Source organism: Candidatus Paceibacter sp. (genome assembly GCA_013360865.1).
Classification (GTDB): Bacteria; Patescibacteriota; Minisyncoccia; order UBA9983; family UBA9983; genus SURF-57.
The window spans coordinates 1-3,824 of the sequence record JABWAS010000036.1 but is presented as its reverse complement, the minus strand read 5'-3'; the positions used below and the strand labels follow the sequence as shown (position 1 = coordinate 3,824).

The following is a 3,824-nucleotide window of genomic DNA, read 5'->3' as shown; positions in this document are numbered from 1 at the left end:
AACTCCTAAAACTGAAACTCAAGAAGAAATTGAGAGCGACGAACTTTTGTCCGAAAAGGCTCTTGAAGACGACTTGGAACTGGACGAAGAAGTGGAAAAGTTGCCAATTTGATATCTTTAGTGTATAAATACTTTGGATAAATCGTAACTTTATATAAACTTTATTTTAGGAAAGAAGGGGGAAAAAATGGCTTTTACGGCTGTATGTAGTGTGTGCGGATGTTTAAAGTCCGGAAATTTATGGACAAATACGACCGTTTCTTCTGCAGAGAAGATAGGAAAGCTTCCATCCGCGGAAGAATTACCAGCAGTTGTGTGTCCTGCGTGTGCTGGAAAAAGTAAAGAAGAAGGGGAGGAAAATCTCCCGGTAGAATATTATATGATGCAGATAAAAGAAATGAGCATGAATTAAAGTTATTCCAGTATGGATAGATAAGGTTCCCTATTTAAAAATTTTTACAACCCTGTTATTCATAAAAACTAATTATGATTAACAGGGTTGACTTTTTTTTGGGTTTCTTTAATATACTTATGTTGCGTTTAAAACGCTTTTTATTTACTTTTAAAAATAGTCGATTATTTTATTAACAAAATAATTATTAAAGGTTAGGAGCTCCAGTGTTAAACCCGCCTGTGGCGGGCAAGCCGGATAAAACTAACCGCTAACAAAAAAATATGGCAGAGAAATTTGAGAGGACAAAGCCCCATGTTAACGTCGGCACGATGGCAAAACCACCCTTACGGCTGGTATTTTAAACGTGCTTAATTTGGCCGGAAACAAAGTCAGGATGGAGAAAATAGACCAGATTGACAGCGCTCCGGAAGAAAAAGCCAGAGGCATCACCATCGCTTTGCATCACAGCGAATACGAATCTGCCAAGAGGCATTACGCCCACATAGACGCCCCCGGACACGCCGACTATATCAAAAACATGATTACCGGCGCGGCTCAGATGGACGGCGCCATTCTCGTAGTGGCCGCCACCGACGGCGTCATGCCCCAGACCAGAGAGCATATTCTTTTGGCCAGACAGGTCGGTGTTCCTTCCATCGTCGTTTTCTTGAATAAAGTTGACATGGTGGACGATAAAGAACTGGTTGACCTGGTGGAAGCGGAAATAAGGGAGCTTCTCAATAAATACCAATTCCCCGGCGACACGACTCCGATAATCAGAGGCTCCGGACTCAAGGCTTACGAAGCCAAGTCTGTTGACGATGAATGGGCCAAGCCGGTTTTGGAGCTCATCAAAACTTTGGACGAATATATTCCTGATCCTGTCAGACCGACCGACAAACCTTTCTTGATGCCGATAGAAGACATCTTCTCCATTGAAGGCCGAGGCACGGTTGTCACCGGAAGAATAGAGAGAGGCAAAGTCAAGGTGAACGAAGAGGTGGAAATCGTCGGATTGGGAGACACCAGGAAAACGGTTGTCACCGGCGTGGAAATGTTCAACAAGCAGCTTGACGAAGGTATGGCCGGAGACAACGCCGGCATCCTCCTGAGAGGCTTGAAGAAAGAAGAACTGCAGAGGGGGCAAGTTTTGGTCAAGCCGGGAAGCGTCACTCCGCACACTGAATTTGAGACGGAAGTCTACATTCTCACCAAAGAGGAAGGAGGCAGGCACACGCCGTTCTTCAACGGTTACAAGCCGCAGTTCTATATGAGAACCACGGACGTCACCGGCGATGTCACCTTGCCGCAGGGAACGGAAATGGTTATGCCGGGAGACACCGTTAAATTTACGGTCAAACTGGTGGCGCCGGTCGCCTTGGAAGAAAAACAGAGGTTCGCCATCCGCGAGGGAGGCAAAACCGTCGGAGCCGGAGTGGTGACGAAGATAATTAAATAACCCCAACCTCGCCCCGGACATCTCTGTGAGGTCTGGGGCGAGGGAGAGATGATTAAAATGGTTAAAGAAAAAGAACAACAGCAAAAGCTTCGCATCAGGGTTCGCGCCTATGAGCACAAAATCCTGGACGCCAGCGTGAAGCAAATAATAGACACGGCCAGAAGGTATGACGCTGAAATAAGCGGCCCGGTGCCTTTGCCGAAAGAAGTCAGGAAGTACACCGTCAATCGGTCGTCTTTCATAGACAAAAATTCGCGCGAGCAGTTTGAGATGAGCGTGCACAAAAGACTGATAGACATTCTTAACCCGTCGCCGAAGATAATTGACGCTCTCACCAGCCTTAACTTGCCGGCGGGCGTGGACATAGAGGTGAAGATGTCTTAGTTAGCTTATTAGGAATTAACTTGTAGATTGTAGGAAGGGCTAAACCTAAGAAGCTACAACCTAATTCCTACAACCTAGTTTTATGAAATTTTTACTTGGAAAAAAACAGAATATGGCGCAAGTTTTTGACGAAAAAGGCAACGTTGTTCCGGTTACCCTGGTTGAAGCTGGACCGGTAACGGCCGTCCAGCTCAAAAACAAAGAAAAAGACGGATACGAAGCCGTGGTATTCGGTTTTTCCGAGAAAAAAAGTGAGAGAGTGAAGAAACCGCAAAGAAAACTGGGCAACTTCGCTTATCTTAAGGAATTGAGAATGGACGGACAGGCGGGTGCCGTTGAACTTGGCGCCAAAATGGATGTTTCCGTTTTCAGCGAGGGCGACAAGGTTGTCGTAGCGGGAGTGTCCAAAGGCAAGGGCTTCCAGGGCGTGGTCAAAAGGCACGGATTCGCCGGAGGGCAAAGAACTCACGGCCAAAGACATTCGGAAAGAGAGCCGGGCACCATCGGCGGCGGCTTGAGGACAAGAGTACCCAGCGGCATGAGAATGGCCGGAAGAATGGGAAGCGACACCGTCACGGTAAAAAATCTTAAAGTTATAAAAATTGACAAGGAAAAAAATCAGTTGATGATCCTGGGAGCGGTGCCGGGAAGAAAGGGAACACTTCTTGAAATCAGAGGCTGATTTCAAGAAACCAGAAACCCGAAGCACGAAATACGAAACAATATCTAAATTCTAAATAATAAAATTTAAAACAGTTTAGAATTTGGAATTTAAAAAAAATTATAATTTGTTTCGAATTTCGATATTCGGATTTCGAATTTAATTAATTTTATGAAAGCGGATATTTATAATCAAAAAGCGGAGAAAGTGGGCGATATCGAACTGAACGATAGCATCTTTAACCTTCCTTGGAACGCCAATCTGGTGCATCAGGTGGTTGTTTCCATGCAATCAAACCAGAGGCAGCCCTGGGCGCACACCAAGACAAGAGGGGAAGTAAGCGGCGGCGGCAAAAAGCCCTGGAGGCAGAAAGGGTTGGGTCGGGCGAGGCACGGCTCCATCAGGTCTCCGATCTGGGTTGGAGGCGGTATAGCCCATGGTCCCAGAAAAGATAAAGACTATTCCCGCAAGATAAACGCCAAGATGAAGAAAAAGGCTTTGTTTACCGTCCTTTCCCAAAAAGTTAAAGACAGTGAAATTTTGTTCGTTGACGGAATCAATCTGGAAAAGGCAAAAACAAAAGAAGCCGCCAATATTTTAAACTCAATGGCCAAAATAAAAGGATTTGAGAAGTTGCTCACCAAAAAGAAGAACAAAGCCGTTGTGGCCCTGGGTAAAAAAGAAGAGGCCATAAACAGAGGCTTTCGCAACATTCCCGGTATGACCATAGCCGAGTTAAGAAATATAAATATTTTGGACATTTTAAACAATAAATATCTCATAATAAGCAATCCCAAAGAAGCGCTTTCTGTCTGGGAATAAGATATCGTCCAGTCTCCAATAGCTTCACACCACCTGAGCTGGAGTTAAGAAATTAATTCCGGCATGAAGCCGTTCATACTTGTAGTATTTCAAATATTGTTTCA

The 3,824-nt window shown here is 45.0% G+C and carries 5 protein-coding genes; all 5 read left to right on the top strand.

Annotated elements, in window-relative coordinates; translation table 11 throughout:
• Positions 1 to 187 precede the first annotated feature (187 nt).
• The 5 genes from HUT38_04530 to rplD all read left to right on the top strand — a co-directional run bounded on the left by HUT38_04530 (position 188) and on the right by rplD (position 3,720).
• Positions 188 to 412: a hypothetical protein gene (locus tag HUT38_04530; protein ID NUQ57718.1), complete on the top strand. Its 225-nt coding sequence runs from the start codon at positions 188 to 190 to the stop codon at positions 410 to 412.
• Between the two features lie 337 nt (positions 413 to 749).
• Positions 750 to 1,853 (top strand): elongation factor Tu, encoded by a 1,104-nt coding sequence (gene tuf, locus HUT38_04525; GenBank protein ID NUQ57717.1) that lies wholly within the window; start codon positions 750 to 752, stop codon positions 1,851 to 1,853.
• 57 nt (positions 1,854 to 1,910) lie between these two features.
• Positions 1,911 to 2,237 (top strand): 30S ribosomal protein S10, encoded by a 327-nt coding sequence (gene rpsJ / locus HUT38_04520; GenBank protein ID NUQ57716.1) that lies wholly within the window; start codon positions 1,911 to 1,913, stop codon positions 2,235 to 2,237.
• Positions 2,238 to 2,319: 82 nt separating this feature from the next.
• Positions 2,320 to 2,919, top strand: a complete 600-nt coding sequence (gene rplC, locus HUT38_04515) for a 50S ribosomal protein L3 (GenBank protein ID NUQ57715.1) — start codon at positions 2,320 to 2,322, stop codon at positions 2,917 to 2,919.
• Between the two features lie 150 nt (positions 2,920 to 3,069).
• The gene (rplD, locus tag HUT38_04510) at positions 3,070 to 3,720 is read left to right on the top strand and encodes a 50S ribosomal protein L4 (protein NUQ57714.1); all 651 of its coding nucleotides are present in this window, start codon (positions 3,070 to 3,072) and stop codon (positions 3,718 to 3,720) included.
• Positions 3,721 to 3,824: the final 104 nt, after the last annotated feature.